The 16,964-nt window shown below is 62.0% G+C and carries 13 protein-coding genes and 1 pseudogene; 7 read left to right on the top strand and 7 right to left on the bottom strand.

Features of this window, described 5'->3' with window-relative positions; genetic code table 11:
- Positions 1-421 precede the first annotated feature (421 nt).
- Positions 422-2,071: pseudogene (locus FA85_RS13260) on the bottom strand (type IV secretory system conjugative DNA transfer family protein); the annotation flags it as partial.
- Positions 2,072-2,368: 297 nt separating this feature from the next.
- Here FA85_RS13260 and FA85_RS21520 point away from each other — a divergent pair.
- The 3 genes from FA85_RS21520 to FA85_RS13250 all read left to right on the top strand — a co-directional run bounded on the left by FA85_RS21520 (position 2,369) and on the right by FA85_RS13250 (position 5,174).
- Positions 2,369-3,271, top strand: a complete 903-nt coding sequence (locus FA85_RS21520) for an HNH endonuclease (protein ID WP_156108805.1) — start codon at positions 2,369-2,371, stop codon at positions 3,269-3,271.
- 484 nt (positions 3,272-3,755) lie between these two features.
- Positions 3,756-4,274: a hypothetical protein gene (locus tag FA85_RS13255; protein ID WP_036129167.1), complete on the top strand. Its 519-nt coding sequence runs from the start codon at positions 3,756-3,758 to the stop codon at positions 4,272-4,274.
- A gap of 6 nt (positions 4,275-4,280) precedes the next feature.
- Positions 4,281-5,174, top strand: a complete 894-nt coding sequence (locus FA85_RS13250; RefSeq protein ID WP_036116090.1) for a hypothetical protein — start codon at positions 4,281-4,283, stop codon at positions 5,172-5,174.
- 246 nt (positions 5,175-5,420) lie between these two features.
- Here FA85_RS13250 and FA85_RS13245 read toward each other — a convergent pair whose 3' ends face one another.
- From FA85_RS13245 to FA85_RS13235, 3 genes are all read right to left on the bottom strand, one after another.
- Complete coding sequence (locus FA85_RS13245) at positions 5,421-6,206, bottom strand: TSCPD domain-containing protein (protein ID WP_036116091.1); 786 nt, start codon at positions 6,204-6,206, stop codon at positions 5,421-5,423.
- A gap of 65 nt (positions 6,207-6,271) precedes the next feature.
- Positions 6,272-7,444 (bottom strand): hypothetical protein, encoded by a 1,173-nt coding sequence (locus FA85_RS22170; protein WP_197056543.1) that lies wholly within the window; start codon positions 7,442-7,444, stop codon positions 6,272-6,274.
- A gap of 21 nt (positions 7,445-7,465) precedes the next feature.
- A complete protein-coding gene (locus FA85_RS13235) occupies positions 7,466-9,613 on the bottom strand; it encodes an adenosylcobalamin-dependent ribonucleoside-diphosphate reductase (RefSeq protein ID WP_036116092.1) in 2,148 nt (715 codons plus the stop codon).
- A 364-nt stretch (positions 9,614-9,977) separates the two neighbouring features.
- Here FA85_RS13235 and FA85_RS13230 point away from each other — a divergent pair, with 364 nt between their 5' ends.
- The 4 genes from FA85_RS13230 to FA85_RS13215 all read left to right on the top strand — a co-directional run bounded on the left by FA85_RS13230 (position 9,978) and on the right by FA85_RS13215 (position 15,196).
- Entirely contained in the window at positions 9,978-11,345 is a 1,368-nt protein-coding gene (locus FA85_RS13230; RefSeq protein ID WP_036116094.1) for a Do family serine endopeptidase, read from the top strand.
- A 226-nt stretch (positions 11,346-11,571) separates the two neighbouring features.
- Positions 11,572-13,077 (top strand): LysM peptidoglycan-binding domain-containing protein, encoded by a 1,506-nt coding sequence (locus tag FA85_RS13225; RefSeq protein ID WP_036116096.1) that lies wholly within the window; start codon positions 11,572-11,574, stop codon positions 13,075-13,077.
- Between the two features lie 3 nt (positions 13,078-13,080).
- On the top strand, positions 13,081-13,779 hold the full coding sequence (locus tag FA85_RS13220) for an HAD family hydrolase (protein WP_036116097.1): 699 nt from the start codon (positions 13,081-13,083) through the stop codon (positions 13,777-13,779).
- A 40-nt stretch (positions 13,780-13,819) separates the two neighbouring features.
- Entirely contained in the window at positions 13,820-15,196 is a 1,377-nt protein-coding gene (locus tag FA85_RS13215) for a leucyl aminopeptidase family protein (protein WP_051944008.1), read from the top strand.
- Here FA85_RS13215 and FA85_RS13210 read toward each other — a convergent pair.
- The 3 genes from FA85_RS13210 to FA85_RS13200 form a co-directional block, all read right to left on the bottom strand.
- The gene (locus FA85_RS13210; protein ID WP_036116103.1) at positions 15,187-15,528 is read right to left on the bottom strand and encodes a hypothetical protein; all 342 of its coding nucleotides are present in this window, start codon (positions 15,526-15,528) and stop codon (positions 15,187-15,189) included. The two genes, FA85_RS13215 and FA85_RS13210, sit on opposite strands and share 10 nt — an antisense overlap.
- A gap of 94 nt (positions 15,529-15,622) precedes the next feature.
- Positions 15,623-16,084 carry a DUF4019 domain-containing protein gene (locus tag FA85_RS13205; protein WP_197056542.1) on the bottom strand — a complete coding sequence of 154 codons (462 nt, stop codon included), beginning with the start codon at positions 16,082-16,084 and terminating at the stop codon, positions 15,623-15,625.
- 119 nt (positions 16,085-16,203) lie between these two features.
- On the bottom strand, positions 16,204-16,872 hold the full coding sequence (locus tag FA85_RS13200) for a hypothetical protein (RefSeq protein ID WP_036116105.1): 669 nt from the start codon (positions 16,870-16,872) through the stop codon (positions 16,204-16,206).
- Between the last annotated feature and the right edge of the window lie 92 nt (positions 16,873-16,964).

The raw sequence follows: 16,964 nt of genomic DNA, 5'->3' as shown, positions 1-16,964 counted from the left end.
CGGCGCCAATGTCGGCCGCTCGGTCGCGGTTATAGAATTCGAAAGCCACGCCACGCTTTACGGCACGGCTTTCCTGAATGAAGTTCACGAAGTAGATCCAGCCGCCGCCGAGGTCGGCGCTCTGGTATCCGGCGATGCCGTCTTGCATCTCGAGTACGATGCCCATCGCCTGATTGATGCTGGCGACGGACACATCTGACCTCAACGTCAGCCCCGATATATACGTAAGCATTTTTAGCGCGGCCGCCTCGGCACTCATGGACCGCGCCACGCGCCCTTCGGAAACCACCTTCGCCGGCGAAGGTCTTGCAACCGATTCACCCAGCGGGTTTCCCGCCGCTGCCTGCAAGAGCCCCGCGATCACCATGCCGGTAAGCGCGGACGCTGAGATCGCCTTTATTCCCATGATGTCTGTCCCTTCGATGTCCAGTGCCCGAACCTCAACCTTCGGCATCAACCGGCTAGTAAACCGCCGATCCTCGTAATACCTGATCTTGTCGCACTTCACCGGATGCGGGATACCCTCGAACAGGATCACCTCTTTGTCCGTCCCCATCGCCTTCAGCTCCTGCGGCAGCATCAAGGCCCGACGCTCGTCCGAATGGCTGACTGAGCGCTCACGTCCCTTGCTGACGCTCTCCTTGCGCACCGTCGTATAGCCGAGCATGTCCGAATAGTCGTTCGCGTCCTGCTGCTCCCGGGGCGCGTAGATGATCTGCATGGCGTGGTTGGTGATGATCGTCCGCGAGACGTCCTTGCCGTAGGTCGCATCCAGCTGCGCCATGCTCTGGATGATCGGTAGCAGGCGGATGTTGTAGCCGGCCATGTACGAAACGGACGACGCCAGGATCTCCACCTTGCCGATCGACGTGAACTCGTCCATTAGCAGCAGACACTGGTGCTTGAGGTCCGGGTTGTTCTGCGGGAGCTCCCTGGTGTTGACGTTGATCAGCTGGCTGAAGAACAGGTTGATGATCAACCGGCTCTCGGCCAGCTTGTTCGGCTGAATGCCGATGTAGATCGTCATGCGCTTCTTGCGCACGTCCGTCAGCAGGAAGTCATTGTCGCTCGTGGCCGCGTCCAGCACCGGATTGATCCAGGCGTTGAGGGGCTCCTTGAACGTGCCCATGATCGACGCGAAGGTCTCTTCCGCCTGCGACAGCAGGTTGGCGAAGGCACGCTTCGCTTCCCGACTCAGGAATGACTTCTCCGACAGCCCACGCAGATACGCCCGCAGGTCCCGACCGTCGCCCGAGGACAAACGGTACACCTCGCCCAGGGTCGGGAAGCGCAGCGACTCCCTGGCCACGTTGAGCCGCCACTCCACGTCGTAGTTCTCGAAGAGGTACAGCGTGAACGCGGTAAAGGCGTTGCGTGCCTGGCTCACCCAGAACTTCTGGGCCTCGTCGCCATCGGGGTACAGCATCGCCGCGATCGACTGGATATCCGAGATCCGGAACGATGGCTTCGGTGAGACGTAGCTCAGCGGATTCCAGCGATGCGTGCGCCGGTCTTCGGCAAACGGGTTGAACAGGTAGATCTCCTGCCCCTGCGATTTGCGCCATCCACTGGTAAGGTCGAAGTTCTCCTGCTTGATGTCCAGGACCACCATGGATTCCTGGTACTCGAGCAGATTGGGGATGACGACACCGACGCCTTTGCCCGAGCGCGTCGGCGCCGCGAGGATGACGAACTGCTGGCCGGAGAGGCGAACGAGCTCGCTACCGAATTTGCCTACGACAATTCCGTTGGGCGATTTCTTAAGTAGACCGGCTTTGGCGAGATCGGATCGGCGAGCGAAACGAGAGTCGCCGTGGAGCGCGCGGGGCTTCGTCTTGAGCAACGGGACGAGTATGGCGATCCATGCGGCGAGCGGCACGATGAAGCCGACGGCGCCGGCGCCGGCGAGCTGGATCTTCCAGACGTAGGGGGCGTATTGCGGCAAGGCGATCGCTTGCCAATAGAGCCACCAGAGGTTCCAGGTGAGTTGGGTCTGCACGCCGATGAGCGTGAGGGTGAGGAAACCTGAGAGGTAGAGGGCGCCGGCGACTGCGGCGAAAAGCAGGGTCAATCCTAGACAGAACTTGGCCTTCCAATGCACTCGCTGGAGCTCCTTGCGCTGGGAGGGGCGGAGGATAGCGAGGGGCGATGGAAACGCAACTAATTGAAGCAACGAGACATTTGAGAATTAGGGACAACTGGCGGCGTACGGCCGTCTGTGCACCCAGAACGCGCCTGCCTGTCGCTGCACATCAGAGCTAGCCGAGTGATGAAGGGCGTCCTTCCATCGTCAGCGCCTTGAGCATATTCTTACGAGCAAGGGGGCTTCGGCCTACAAGTAGTTTTCGTCCTAGGCGAAGGGGCCGACGTGGCGTTCTGGTGGGTGAATCACAAGCAGTCGTGGAAGGCCGAGACAGGGAGAGGGATTCTTTGGGCTCCGCTTGCTACAGCAAATGGTAGGGAATATCCGCCTTACTCGAATATGCGGCTCGCCCAAGCTGGTGACATCGTGTTCTCGTACGCGGGCAGTCAGATCGGCCATGTTGGCGTTGTCGATGCCGAGGCATTCCCGTCGTTGAAGCCTGACTATGCGTCTAAGGCGCCTTGGGCGAATGAAGGGCTTCTTCTGCCTGTCACGTTCTCTGAGCTTGCGCAGCCCATCGTTCCGAAGCAGCATCTGGACGTTATTCGTCCGTTGCTAGCTGAGAAGTACGCGCCTATTCAGGACAACGGCAACGGGAACTTAAGCTACCTCTCGTCGATATCCGACGAGTTAGGCGCACGTCTCTTGGAGATAGGTGGCGTTTCACCTCAGGCCATACAAACCACTGGATCGTCGGACAGCGTGGCAGAAGATATTCAGCGAATCGTGGCTGATGCATCGCTGCGACCGACCGACAAGATGCAGCTAAGCAAGGCACGAATTGGACAAGGACTGTTTCGGAAGAGCGTTCTTGCGCTGGAACCTGCTTGCCGTGTCACTGGGGTTACGATCGTATCGCTTCTTCGAGCGAGCCACATAAAGCCTTGGCGGGAATCCACGAACTCGGAACGGCTCGACGGCGCAAACGGACTGATGCTAGCACCGCATATTGATCTTCTTTTCGATAAGTTCCTTGTGTCGTTTACTGACGATGGCAACCTTCTATTGTCTCGACGACTTGATAAAACAGTAAGAGAAAAGTGGCATCTCGCAAATTCGGCAAATCCAAAGCCGTTTAATCAGGCGCAACGTGCTTACCTCGCGACACACCGGGCGCGACTTTCCTAGCGCCTAAAGTTCTAGCGCAAGACGTCGATATGCTTGAGAGCGAGCCCGTGCTTTCTGATTTGCGTGTGGCGGCACAGGGAATTCCAAATTAGGGTTAAGGACATAGGAGGCCAAGGTGGCCCAGCTGATACCAGCACGAAGCTCATGCCTGCATCGACTGACCGCGGGAAAGAAGCGCGCCTCCGAACGCCTCGAACGAAAGCTCCACGACGATTACTTGCTCTGGACCTTCGAGATTCTATCGACCGCCCGCGCGTTTGCAGAGACTGCCGCTCCCGCTATCGACTTTACCGAACGACTGCTAATGCCTGGTGACTTTGACTCCGAATTTACGGAACGACCGCCTATCCCGATTTCGCGTCAAAACTCTGGAAACGAGCAGCTTCCCTCAAGTGTGCAGGAAAAAGAGGCTAGTCGCAGGCGATGCGAGGCGACAGGCTTATGCTAGCCACCCCTCGACTAATACACACTCGGGCCAGATATCGTGCTGAACAAAGCCGCAAAAGCGTTACTCATTTCTACGTCTGCGAGTCCGATCTTCTTCGCCTCCGGCATAGCAGCTCTGCTACATGGAGCGATCCTTTCGGACACCGCCCTTTTGTTTGCATTCGCGTTACTTCTGGCAGCGTTAGCACTTCAAATGACCGGCGAGGCGACGCGGACGATGCAAGCGTCATCCATCGACATTAAAAAAGCAAAATCTTCTGACAAAGAAATATTTGGATTCTTCGTCGCGTACGCATCGCCAATATTTTTATCGAAGATGATCGAGATATCGACCATAGAATTGGTCACTTATGCAGCAATGATCATATTTGTCTTACTAGGAACGAACTCACTCAATGTGAATCCTATACTGGGACTCTTCGGCTATAACTATTACGAAGTCGACTCAGAAGATGGAATTTCTTATTTACTCATAAGTAAAAGGAAAATATACGACATTAAGCAGGTGAAGAGCGTTGTGCAGCTGACTGAATACGCCATCATTGACAGGGGATAGCAACTTATGAGCGGAGCCAATCTGGAAACATTTGTGCTGCTGGATAAGCACAATCGCGTACTGCGAAGACTTGAGGTTTCTGCCGCACTACAAACTGAGATATCCAAGGTATTTCTTGATCAAGAGAATAGTTTTTTGGGGGATCCAACGCGTCACAACGTTATCCCGTTCGATCCAGGCTACAACTCTGGTCGCGACGAGTTGCAAGAGATATCCAACTTCGATGACGAATTTGATCTTCACAAGGCGATAAAGGCACCTCTCAGCGTGCCCTACTTTGACGAGAAAATAGACAGTCTTGAGAGCATCAGGGCAGTTTTGACTGGCTATCGCACGGGGACTCAGTCACGCGTACTCGTTCAAAATTTCGACAGGCGCCGGGTTATCAGCCCCGAGGGTTTCTCCATACTTCGACGGGGAAAGACATTCGAACGCATGAAGGACACAGGCCTTACGCTCGACAAACGCCTCTCATGCTTAGTTGTCGATGACACCTTGGTATTCAGGAGATTTCACAATGCACGCCTGATCTTCGATCTGACGGAATACTTTGACGAAGCTACAGACTTGCAAACGGCTAACTTCTTCGGATTCAGTAGTCCTGCTATCCCAGCTGCTGCCTCCATGATGGAGATCTCCGACAGTTGGGTTCGAAAAAAGGTTGCACTGATATCGCGAAAGGGGCCAATCGACGTAAAGCAGATATCGAAGCTAGGAGCTGCAGCCGCGGCATTCAAAGTTCCGCTTACCGTGTCAGGCAAGGGCAAGAACCTAAAAATTGATTTCCCCGCAAATAAAGCGGATTTGAAGCAGGTCCTAAGATTCATCGACGAGGATTTCTACGAATCCCTTGTAACACCCGGGAATCGCTACTACTCGAATTCAAAGAAGAAGGTCTGATCCGAATGGAAAATCAGCTCTTCAACTGCCTAGCCCGCGACGGCTAGGCAGGAATCAAAGAAATGCTGCAGGCTGCGGCATCTACCTGGCAATTTGAGCTTGTCATGCTCAAGAGCTTACTCAAGGACGCCCGCACTGGCGGGCGAATGATCAGAAGAACATTAGCGCCTGTGCGCCGTCTCGTTCCTCGCCACAGCACCGAGCAGAACTTGAATTGAAAGTCCCCAAATACTTAGGGGCTCTTCCTCACCCGCACTTCGAATACCCACAATTCAAACAAGTCTGGCACCCATCCATCAGCACCAGCGCCTGCGTATTGCACTTGGCACAAAGCGTCGCGCCAGCCGGGAACCCGGAAGCATTGGTGTGTGAGGCGGCCTGGCTTTCGCCAGCAGGGCTGGCTCCTACCGAAGCAGCGGGAGCCGGGGTGGCCGATGCGGCGGCAGCGGCCGGCTTCGCATTGGCGTTCTCATAAGCCGCACGCTTCTCGGCAATGAGCTTTCGCGTCGCCTCGCTCATTTCAGGATCGTGGATCAGCCCGATCGACTTCATGTGCGTTTCGATCACGCCGCCGATTTCGGCCACGATGCTGGGCATGTATACGCCGCCGGCCTTGAAGTAGCCGCCGCGGGGGTCGAAGACGGCCTTGAGCTCTTCGACGATGAACGTCACGTCGCCCCCCTTGCGGAAGACGGCGGACAGGATTCGGGTGAGCGCCACGATCCACTGGAAGTGGTCCATGTTCTTCGAGTTGATGAAGAGCTCGAAGGGGCGGCGCTGTTCGTGCTGGGTACCGGCGTTCAGGACGATGTCGTTGACCGTCACGTACAGCGCGTGCTCGAAGAGCGGCGACTTGATCTTGTACGTGCTGCCGACCAGGGCTTCCGGACGCTCGAGGCTCTCGTGCATCTGGATGACTTCGGCGACCGGCGCAACCTCTTTGACGGGTGCGACGACGGGGGCCGGAGCGGCCTTGTCTTCGGGCTTGACGACGTTATAGCCCTTGATCTTCTTGTCGATCTTGATCGCCATGATCTTCTTCTCTTCTTGTGCTGGTTATCCGGCCCGGCGCGTACGCCGGGCCGGATGGGTACTACTTACTTACGACGGCCACGAACGGCGGACTTGCGTGCCGACGTACGACCGGTCTTGCTGGCAGTGGACCTCTTGACGGCCGTAGCCGCTTTCTTGCCAACCGCCTTGCGAGCGGTCGTCTTGCCGGCGGCCTTGGCGGCCGTCTTCTTCGTTGCGGGGCGGCCGGCGTTCCGGCGAACCACCTGGGCGGCGGCCTTCTTGATGGCCTTGCGGGCGCCCGATGCGACCTTTACGACGCGAAGGCCAGCCTTCTTTGCGGTCTTACGACCGGCAGCGACCTTCTTCGCGACGCGACCAGCGGCCTTCTTCGCGGTCTTGCGACCGGCAGCGACCGTCTTGGCGACCCGACCCTTCTTGGCGGCAGCAGCCTTCGCCGGACGACCTGGCTTCTTCGCCGTGCCCGACTTGGCCGGACGACCCGGCTTCTTCGCCGTAGCCGACTTGGCCGGACGACCCGGCTTCTTCGCCGCGACCGACCTGGCCGGACGACCGACCTTCTTGGCGACAGCCTTCTTGGCCGATGCCTTCTTGGCTGCGACCTTCTTCACGGCAGCCTTCCTGGCGGCGGTCTTCTTGGCCGGAGCCTTCTTGACCGCAGCCTTCTTGGCGGCAACCTTCTTGGCGGCAACCTTCTTCACAGCGGCCTTCTTGACGGCGGTCTTTTTGGCCGGAGCCTTTTTGACCGCGGCCTTCTTGGCAGCGACCTTCTTCACGGCAGCCTTTTTCGTGGCCTTCTTCGAAGCAGCCTTCTTGGTGGCCTTCTTCGCAGCCACCGGGGCAGCCTTTGCAGGAGCCTTACGGGTGGCCTTCTTCACCGCCTTCTTCGCCGGGGCCGGAGCCTCGACTTCGACCGGAGCAGCTTCGACGGCCGCAGCCTTTGGCTTGCGGACGGCCGGCTTGCGCGGCTTTTTCACAGCGGCGACCGGCGCCGGCTCAGCAGCCACCGGGGTGACTTCTTCGTCGTGCTGGACGGCCGTGTCGCTCGACGGCGTCGGCGCAGTGGCATCGATCACCTTCTTCGCGACGGGCTTGCGCTTCACGACCTTTTTGGCGACAACCGGTGCAGCAGGCGCAACGTCAGCGGCGACTTCCGTCTCCGCTGCCGGCGTGCTGTCGGTATCGATGGTATCGACCGAGGGCAGCTCACCCTCGACGATCTGGTTTTCACTCGACATACGTATTCCCTCTCCGCGGGGTCAGAACTTACCGTAATAGCCTTCCTTCAAAGCATCGAAAAGGTTCGCGGCGGTGTGCATTTCACCGTCGTATTCAACCTCGTCGTTACCCTTCAGTTCGACAACGCTACCGTCTTCCAATTCGAAGCGATAGAGGGTGTTCTCAAGGTCAGTCTCCTTGACCAGTACGCCCTGGAACGCGGCGGGGTTGAACCGGAAGGTCGTGCAACCCTTCAAACCCTGCTTATATGCGTAGAAATAGATGTCTTTGAAGTCTTCGTACGGGTAGTCCGTCGGGACATTCGCGGTTTTGGAAATGGACGAGTCGATCCACTTCTGCGAGGCCGCCTGGATGTCGACATGCTCTTTCGGGCTGATGTCGTCGGCGGCGACGAAGTAATCCGGGAGGCGGGCCTTCGGGTCGTCGGAGTACGGCATGGCGTCCCCGTTGATGAGGGCGCGATAGGCCAGCAGCTCGTAGCTGTAGACCTCGACCTTTTCCTTCGACTTCTTGCCTTCGCGGATCACGTTACGCGAGTAATGGTGCGCGAAGCTGGGCTCGATGCCGTTGGAGGCATTGTTGGCCAGGCTCAGCGAAATGGTGCCGGTGGGCGCGATCGACGAGTGGTGGGTGAAGCGCGCGCCGGTCTCGGCGAGGGCGTCGACCAGCTCGGGGGCGACCGAGGCCACGCGCTGCATGTAGCGCGAATACTTCGCGTGCAGGGCGCTGCCCTTGATGGTCTGACCGACTTTCCAGCCGTCCTTCGCCATCTCCGGGCGCTTGCGCAGCATCTCGGCGGTGACCTCGTAGTCCTGCGCGAGGATCGGGGCCGGGCCCTTTTCCTTCGCCAGTTCCAGAGCGACTTCCCAGCCGGCAATGGCCATCTCACGCGACACTTCGTCGGTGAATGCCACCGCGTCGGCGGCGCCGTAGCGCATCTTCAGCATGGTCAGGGTCGAGCCGAGGCCGAGGAAGCCCATGCCGTGGCGACGCTTGGAGAGGATCTCTTTCTGCTGCTGCGGCAGCGGCAGGCCGTTGATCTCGACCACGTTGTCGAGCATGCGGGTGAAGACGCGGACCACCTCGCGATACTCCTCCCAGTCGAACTTCGCCTTCGGGCCGAACGGATCGCGCACGAAGGTGGTGAGGTTGACCGAGCCGAGCAGGCACGAGCCGTACGGCGGCAGCGGCTGTTCGCCGCAGGGGTTGGTGGCACGGATGTGCTCGCACCACCAGTTGTTGTTCATCTCGTTGACGCGGTCGATCAGGATGAAACCCGGCTCGGCGTAGTCGTACGTCGAGACCATGATCATGTCCCACAGGTGCCGCGCGCGGATGTGGCCGTAGATCTTGCAGGCGACCAGGCCATCCTCGCGGGTGACGTAGTTGTCCTTGGTCGGCCACTCGCGCCAGACCACCTTGGAGGCGTCGGCGAGGTCGATCTCGTGCTGTTCCTTGATGTGTACCGGGAACACGGTCGGCCAGTCCTGGTCGTTTTCCACCGCATCCATGAAGCCGTCGGTGATCAGCAGCGACAGGTTGAACTGACGCAGGCGTCCGTCCTCGCGCTTGGCGCGAATGAACTCCTTGGCGTCAGGGTGGCTGATGTCGAACGTGCCCATCTGCGCGCCGCGGCGGCCGCCGGCCGACGAGACGGTGAAGCACATCTTGTCGTAGATATCCATGAAGGACAGCGGGCCCGACGTGTGGGCGCCAGCGCCGGACACGTAGGCGCCACGCGGGCGCAGCGTCGAGAATTCGTAGCCGATACCGCAGCCGGCCTTCAGCGTGAGGCCGGCTTCGTGCACCTTCTCGAGGATGTCATCCATCGAGTCGTGGATGGTGCCCGAGACGGTGCAGTTGATCGTGGAGGTGGCCGGCTTGTGCGCGAGGGCGCCGGCGTTGGACGTGATGCGACCGGCGGGAATGGCACCGCGGCGCAGGGCCCAGAGGAAGCGCTCGTACCAGTGGGCGCGCAGCTCGTCGGTGGCTTCCACGTCGGAGAGTGCGCGGGCGACGCGCTGGTAGGTGCCGTCGACGGAGTCGTCGACAGGAACGCCCGACTTGGCCTTCAGACGGTACTTCTTGTCCCAGATGTCGTACGAGGCGGGCTGAAGCGGAATGGCCGCGGTCTCAAGCCCCATGGCTTGTGCACGTGAAGTGCTCATGTATGTGTCGTCCTCGTGTCTCGGCTTCTGTAGGCCGTGTTATTGGGCTGTTGTCGGCCCCACCGTCGCTACCCCTCCCCCCGGAGTTGCAGCGACCATGCTTGCCACCCTCGCCCGGAGCCAAAAATGCCTTGGAGGACGAAGGTTTGTAGCTTGAACCTGATGATCCGCAACACCAGCACTTGGTAAATAGCGAACAGAGGAACACAAGATGTTGTGGTTGCGACCGGTGGGAACCTTAACCCCGGAGGGGGGCGATGTAAAGTGTCATCGGCGCGCGTCTCACCGTTTGAAACCCGGCGACACGAATGTGGTCGAAAGCGGCGATCCACGTGCGCGGAGCACACAGTCAAGGAGTTCGTTCATGCCCGTATTCACACCCCGGCGCTCGCCGATTCTGTCCCTCGGCGCCGCCTTGGCGATGGCCCTCGCCTCGCCCGCGTTCGCCTCCCTGCCACCGGCCGTCAACGGCGAGCCCCTGCCCTCGCTGGCACCGATGCTCGCGAAGGTGACGCCGGCCGTGGTCAACATCTCGACGAAAACCCGCGTGCGGGCACGCGACCCGTATTTTGACGACCCGCTGTTTCGCCAGCTGTTCGGCAACCAGGGCGTGCCGCGCGAACGCGTGGAGCAGAGCCTGGGTTCGGGCGTGGTGATCGACGCGACGAAGGGCTACGTACTGACGAACAACCATGTCGTCGGGGGCGCGGACGATATCACCGTGACGCTGCAGGACGGCCGTGACTTCAAGGGAAAACTGATCGGCAGCGACCCGGATACCGACGTCGCGCTGCTTCAGATCACCGCGGATAAGTTGCAGGCGCTGCCGATCGCTGACTCTTCTCAATTGAGAGTGGGCGATTTCGTCGTCGCCGTCGGCGATCCGTTCGGGCTCGGTCAGACGGCGACGTCGGGCATGGTCTCCGCGCTGGGACGTTCGGGCCTGGGCAAAGGCTTCCAGAACTTCATCCAGACGGATGCCTCGATCAATCCCGGCAATTCCGGCGGTGCGCTGGTGAATCTGCGCGGCGAACTGGTCGGCATCAACTCGATGATCTTCACGCCGTCGGGCGGCAACGTCGGCATCGGCTTCGCCATTCCCACGGACCTGGCGACAGGCGTGATGAAGCAGTTGCTGGCGTACGGGAAGGTCCGTCGTGGGAATCTCGGCGTGGAGGTGCAGGACCTCACCCCGCGTATCGCCGCCGCGCTCGGAGTGAAGGACACCACCGGCGCGGTGGTCACGCAGGTGAATGCGGGATCGCCTGCCGATGGCGCGGGGCTGCAGTCGGGTGACGTGCTGACGGCGATCGATGGGAAGCCGGTGCGGAGTTCTCAGGACGTGCGGAATGCGGAGGGTTTGTTGCCGCTGGGCGCGAAGGTGACGTTGTCGGTGAAGCGGGAGGGGGCGTCCAGGGACATCGAGGCGACCATCACCGCGCCACGACTGGCCACGCTGGATGGCGGCAAGGTGGACCGGCGACTGAGCGGGGTGACCTTGAGCGACCTCACGGCGGAGCAGAAGGCCGGCGGGCTGTTCGGTGTGGCCCTGACCGGAGTGAAGCCCGGCTCGGCGGCCGATCGCGCCGGACTGAAGGACGGCGACATCGTCGTCGGCATCGGTCAGCGGAAGATCGTCTCGGTGAAGGGGCTGCCGGTAGGGGTGCCGATTCCGGGACAACTTATGCTGACGCTTGTGAGGGACAACGCCATCTACTACGCCGTCCTGTAGGAGCGCGCCCCGCGCGCGACCCGGTTTCACGAGGAATTTCAACGCCCCGCCTTAAAAGACGTCGCGCGCGGGGCGCGCTCCTACAGGTGTGGCTGCCCCGACAGCCTACGTTCCGTTTCCCCTCGGCAGGATGCTGAATGACGCCAATGGTGCGCGCGGGCCCGCCTTAGCCCACAATGGCGCCCCATTGCCCAACCCCGCTTCCGTCCCGAGGTTCTTGCCGTCCATGTCTCTTCGTCTTGCGCGACTGTTCACCGCCACGCTGATCGGCCTCAGTGCCTCCGCCACCGTATTCGCCGCCGGCACCCAGTTGGTGTGGCGCGGTGACATCACCACCGCCCGCGGCGTGGTTACCGATGTCGCCAAGGCCTGGGAGAAATCCGGCAAAGGCAAGATCGAGCTCCAGCCGTTCAACACCGCCTCCGGTATCGACGCCGTCGCCAAGGGCACGGCGGACATCGCCGGCTCGGCACGCCCGGGTATCGGCGGCGCCGAGCAGTCGCTGACCTTTACGCCGGTCGCGTGGGACGCGCTGGTCATGGTCACCTACCCGTCCAACCCGGTGAGCAACATCACGCTCATGCAGTTGCATGAGATCTACATGGGCAAGATCACCAACTGGAAGGAGCTCGGCGGCGCTGACCAGCCGATCAACCTCTACGCGGTGGCCAGCCCGGGCGACGGCGTGGAATACAGCCTGCGCAAGCTGCTGTTCGGTCGCGGCAACCAGCCGGTCGCCGCCCCGCGCCTGTACGTCAACGTCGCCAAGCTCGAAGAGGGTGTGACCCTCGACAAGCAGGGCCTGGGCGCCACGACCCTCGCGGGCGCCTCCTCGAACAAGAAAGTGAAGATCCTCTCGATCGACGGCGTCACGCCCTCGATGTCGACGGTCGGCAGCGGCGCGTATCCGCTCTACACCGAACTGTATCTGGTGTCGAACGAGACCAGCCCGAAGGCGGCCGACGTCAAGGAGTTCATCAGCTTCGTCACCTCCAGCGCCGGTAGCTCGTTGCTCCGCTCGCACAGCCTCGTGCCGTACGCCGATGGCGCTTCGCTGGCTTCCAACGACGCCGCCCGTCGCGCGAAGATCGCTTCCACCGTCGGCACGCGTGCCAACGTGGGTCAGGCGATGACCACGCCGACCGTGGCTGCTGCCGCTACCCCGGCCGCCCAGGTCGCCAAGGAAACCGCGGTCGCCAAGGCCCAGGTCGCTGGCAAGGGCGCCAAGGTCACGAAAGAAGCCAAGGGCTCCGTCGCCTCCACCACGGCCGAGCCGTCGCAGTTCGCACGCGTCGTCGCCAGCGTCAGCACCTCGGCACACGTCGGCTTCGCGGGCGTCCGTTCGGAAGCCGTCACGGTCTCCGACAACGCCAAGGTCGGCGGTAAGTTCGCCAAGGTCACGGCCGACGCCGTCACGGTGAAGGGCAAGCAGGTCGCCAAGCCGGCGGCTCCGGTCGATGCGACGGAGAAGTCGACGAAGGTGGAAACGCCGAAGGTCGCCGACGCGGCGCCGGCGGCCAAGCCGGCCGCTTCCAAGTCGGCCGCGAAGGAAGTCGCCAAGGCTGAGAAGAAGCCTGCCGCCGCGTCGCGCACCTACAAGGTGTCGGCTGGCGACACGCTCTACTCGATCGCCAAGAAGAACGCCGTCGACGTGAACCAGCTTCGCGCGATGAACGGCCTGAAGGACAACAACGTCCATCCGGGTCAGGTGCTGAAGGTCGGCGCCCGCTAAGCCGTGCCGGTCCGCGCCGTATCCCTCGACCTCGACGACACCCTGTGGCCGGTCATGCCGGCCCTGATCGAAGCCGAGCACTGCGTGGACCGATGGCTGAAAGAGCATCATCCCGACGTCGCAAGCGCATGGCCCATCGAGGCCATGCGTGAGCTCCGCGAGCAGGTCGCCCGCGACCACACGCATCTCTCGCACGATTTCAGCGAACAGCGTCGGCTGACCATCCGCCACGCCTTCGCCGCCTGCGGCATCGACGACGCACCGGTCGACGAACTCTGGCGCATCTACTTCGCGGCGCGCAACAACGTCGAGCTGTATCCCGACAGCCTTCCCGCACTCAACCGCATCGTCGAGCGCGTGCCGATCGTGGCGATTTCCAACGGCAACGCGGATCTGGAGGTCATCGGCCTCCACCATCTCTTCCACACGCGCCTCAATGCCGCGGGCGTCGGTGTCGCCAAACCTGACAAGCGTATTTTCCTTGCCGCCGCTGACGCCCTGGGCGTTGCGCCTGAAGACGTTCTTCACGTTGGTGACGATCCGTTACTCGACGTGATCGGTGCGCGCGAGGCCGGCATGCGTACGGTCTGGCTCAATCGCCACGGCGAAACGTGGTCGCATGGGCCTGCGCCGGACCTGGAATTCGCTGACATGATGTCGCTTGCCGACTGGATAGAAGCGTCGACGGTCGCTGACAGCTAGAATAGCGGCAACATCTCCGTCGCTGGGCTCGGGAGGCCTGATGCCATCGCTGATCGAAACCAGGTCCGGTAAGCGCCGCGCCATTCCTGTCGAGATGGTCGATGCGTCCAGCATCCCGGCCCTCGAAGCCCGGCTGACCGCCGCCCATCGCCAGTGGATGGTCTCGACGAATTTCCGCCCCAACCCCGGCGCGGTGCTGTTGCTGCCCGACACCCATGGCGTGATCGAGCGGGTACTGGTGGGCGTGGATCCGTCGGAACCGATCATGGCGCTGGGCGCTCTGCCCTACCGTTTGCCGGAAGGCACCTACGAGATCGCCAAGGAAAGTATTTCCGCCGATCCCGACTTGGTCGCACTCGGGTGGGCGCTGGGCGCCTACCGTTTCGACCGGTATCGCTCGCGCGGTCGCGCCCCGGCGCAGCTGCTGGTGGACTCGGCGACGCTGCGCTCGCTGCAGCCGATCATCGACGCGACCTATCAGGTCCGCGATCTGGTCAACACGCCGACGGAAGACATGGGCCCCGAGCATCTCGCCGAGGCCATCCGCGCCCACGCGACGACGCACAAGGCCAAGGTGCGCGAGTGGGTCGGCGATGAACTGCTCACCGCCAACTTCCCCACGATCCACGCCGTGGGTCGCGCGAGCCATCGTGCGCCGCGTCTGATCGAGCTGACCTGGGGCAAGAATTCGAACCCCAAGCTGGTCATCATCGGCAAGGGCGTGTGCTTCGATACCGGCGGCCTCGACATCAAACCGTCCGACGGCATGCGCTGGATGAAGAAGGACATGGGCGGCGCGGCACACGCGATCGCGCTGGCCGGCCTCATCATGCAGGCGAAGCTGCCGGTGCGTCTGACGCTCCTGGTGCCCGCCGTCGAGAACGCGATCAGCGGCAACGCCATGCGTCCGGGCGAAGTCATTCGCACCCGCGCCGGCATGACGGTGGAAGTGGATAACACCGATGCCGAAGGCCGCCTGGTGCTGTGCGACGCCATTGCGTTCGCGGTCGAGCAGGCACCGGATCTGATCGTCGACTTCGCGACCCTCACCGGCGCCGCGCGCGTCGCACTCGGTCCCGAAGTGCCCGCACTGTTCACGAATCGCGACCAGCTCGCCGATCACGTCATCGGTGCCGCGGAAGTCTCCGCCGATCCGCTGTGGCGCCTGCCGTTGTGGCGCCCGTACCGGCGCATGCTGGACTCGTACATCGCCGACTTCGCCAACTCCGGCGCATCGCGTCATGCCGGTGCGATCACCGCGGCGCTGTATCTCGAGCGCTTCGTGCCCGAAAATCAGAACTGGATGCACCTGGACACTTACTCGTGGAACGACGGCGACACGCCGGCGCATCCGCGCGGCGGCGAAGCGCAGGGGCTTCGCGCGTTCTACCGGTTCCTGTCCGAGCGTTACGCCTGATCGCCGCTGTCGTCCGATGCCGCTGAGGCGGCGTCGGATGACGCAGCGTCACTCCTGACCTTCTTCCACGCGACGACCGCGCGCAGATTCCGCTCCAGCTCCGCGATCGTCAGCGGGAAATAATCCTCATCGCGGTCGCCGACCTGCCAGCTCTTCATGCGCTTCTCGGTCGCGGCGACACCCATCGCGTTGAGCGCCTTGCGCACGTCCGCCGGATCCAGATCCGTCGACTGAAGAATCAGTTGCCACAGCCAGTTCATGCGCTGCGGGTCCACACCGCGCGTCATCTGCGGCCGCGTGTATTCGCGCGCCGGCGGATCGAAATCGGACATGAGGATTACCCCGTCTAAAACTCAGACGGTGAGTATGCCATCGCTCCGAAAAGGGTTGTGCCCCCGGCAGCCTACCGCGCGCACCGAAGCTCTCCTACGCGAACTTGATCTCGCGCTGCACCGGCCGGATCACATAGCCCACCGGCATCCAGCCCGAGTTCCCGGGTGCCAGCGAAACCGTCTCGAACAACACCGCGCGGGCGAAATGCGCGACGAAAATGACGTTGAGATAGTCGCCCGCAGGAAGACCGACCGGGTCCCGCACGCGTGTCACCTCGAACCACTCCCGGCCCACAAGCAAGCCACGATCGAGGCGGATCTTGCGCATATAGCGCACCCACTCCGCGCGCGGCACGATCCGCTGCATCATCGCGCCCGCCTCGAGCCACATCGCATCCGGCCGGCGGTTGTCGGACAACTGCACCCAATGCGTCGCGCAGGACACCGCGTTATCCAGTGAATTGGGCTGCGGGCCGAGGCGCGGTTCATGCGCAACGACGAGCATCGCCCCGAGCGGGTTCATACCCGTCAGGCCGCTCGCGTGGGTCTTGCGCAAGCTCGCTGTCGCCAGAGGCATCTGCTCGTCTCCATCATGCCGTGACGTACAGCTTCGAACGGAGGCGAGGCCCTGCCTAGTCGGCCGGATGGGCTAAGCGCTTGGTGAGAGCCCGGCGACTATCTGCGACCGAACGCCAGCACCTCGGACGTGTAAGTCTCCACCACGAGACTGAACGGCTGATTCCCCTCGGTGAACAGTACCGCCTGGTGCCTCAGCACCTCGTGGGGGATCGCCAGAGCCCCCTTGTGCGCCACGGGCAATGGCGCATCCATCTCCCAGCCCTTGGGCAGCGGCGTCCACAGCAGGTCGGCGCTGATCGTCTGGCGACGGAAATGCAGCGCCTGGACGACTTTGCCGAACGGCTGGTCGGTGCTGTCGAGGATCTGGTTCATCTCCGGGGTGAGGCGCGACGGCACGTACCAGTTATCGGCCTCGGACAGCACGTGATCGCCGCAGGCCAGCTGCACCCGGCGATAGCGCACCGGTTCGTCCGGACCGATACCCAGGGTCTGCCGCGCCTCGTCAGGCAGGGCCTTGTCCTGCCCCTTCACCCGACGGGCGAGAATCTTCGCCTCACCGGCCAGCGCATGATCGCCGCACCAGCGCTCGAGCGTCAGCGTGGCGCTCGGATGGCTGAGCAGGTCGGCGTTGAGCGTCTCCAGCAGCGCCAGCGCCTGCGTCCGCGAGGCGACGTCGTCGGTGAAGGGCTCACGGGCCTGCGCCGGAACGGCGGCGGCCATGATGGCGATGCTTCCTGCCGCGATGAAAGTGCGTGTGCTGCTCATGCGTTCAATCGATCCGTGAAGTGAGTGCTGCCAGGTCGTTGCGTGGTTGCGTGGTTGCGGCGCGCATTTTTACGACGCCCTGGCGGTTATCG

Source organism: Luteibacter mycovicinus, from assembly GCF_000745235.1.
In the GTDB taxonomy this organism is placed as follows: Bacteria; Pseudomonadota; Gammaproteobacteria; order Xanthomonadales; family Rhodanobacteraceae; genus Luteibacter; species Luteibacter mycovicinus.
The sequence above is the reverse complement of the archived record's forward strand: the minus strand, read 5'-3'. Positions and strand labels throughout refer to the sequence as shown.